Annotated in this window: 1 protein-coding gene; it reads left to right on the top strand. The window is 41.2% G+C overall.

Annotated elements, in window-relative coordinates; translation table 11 throughout:
- Positions 1-238 (top strand): efflux RND transporter permease subunit (locus tag AAEY88_RS15385; protein WP_350563787.1); only part of this gene is annotated, 238 nt, incomplete at both ends.

Here is a 238-nt window from a genome sequence, read left to right on the forward strand (position 1 = left end):
TGGTTACACCATTAACCGGGTGACCTTATTTGCGCTTATTTTATCTTTGGGTTTACTGGTAGATGACCCAATCACAGGTATTGATAATATTAGCCGCTTTTTGAATAAAAAAGGCGATAAAAAACAGCAGATTGTTGGTGCAATGAGCGAAATTCGAAATGCCTTGCTTATGTCGACACTCACTATAATGGTGGCGTTTATTCCACTGGCGTTTATCACCGGAATGATGGGGCCGTAC

Origin of the sequence: Psychrobacter sp. CAL346-MNA-CIBAN-0220 (genome assembly GCF_040309805.1) — a bacterium.
Classification (GTDB): Bacteria; Pseudomonadota; Gammaproteobacteria; order Pseudomonadales; family Moraxellaceae; genus Psychrobacter.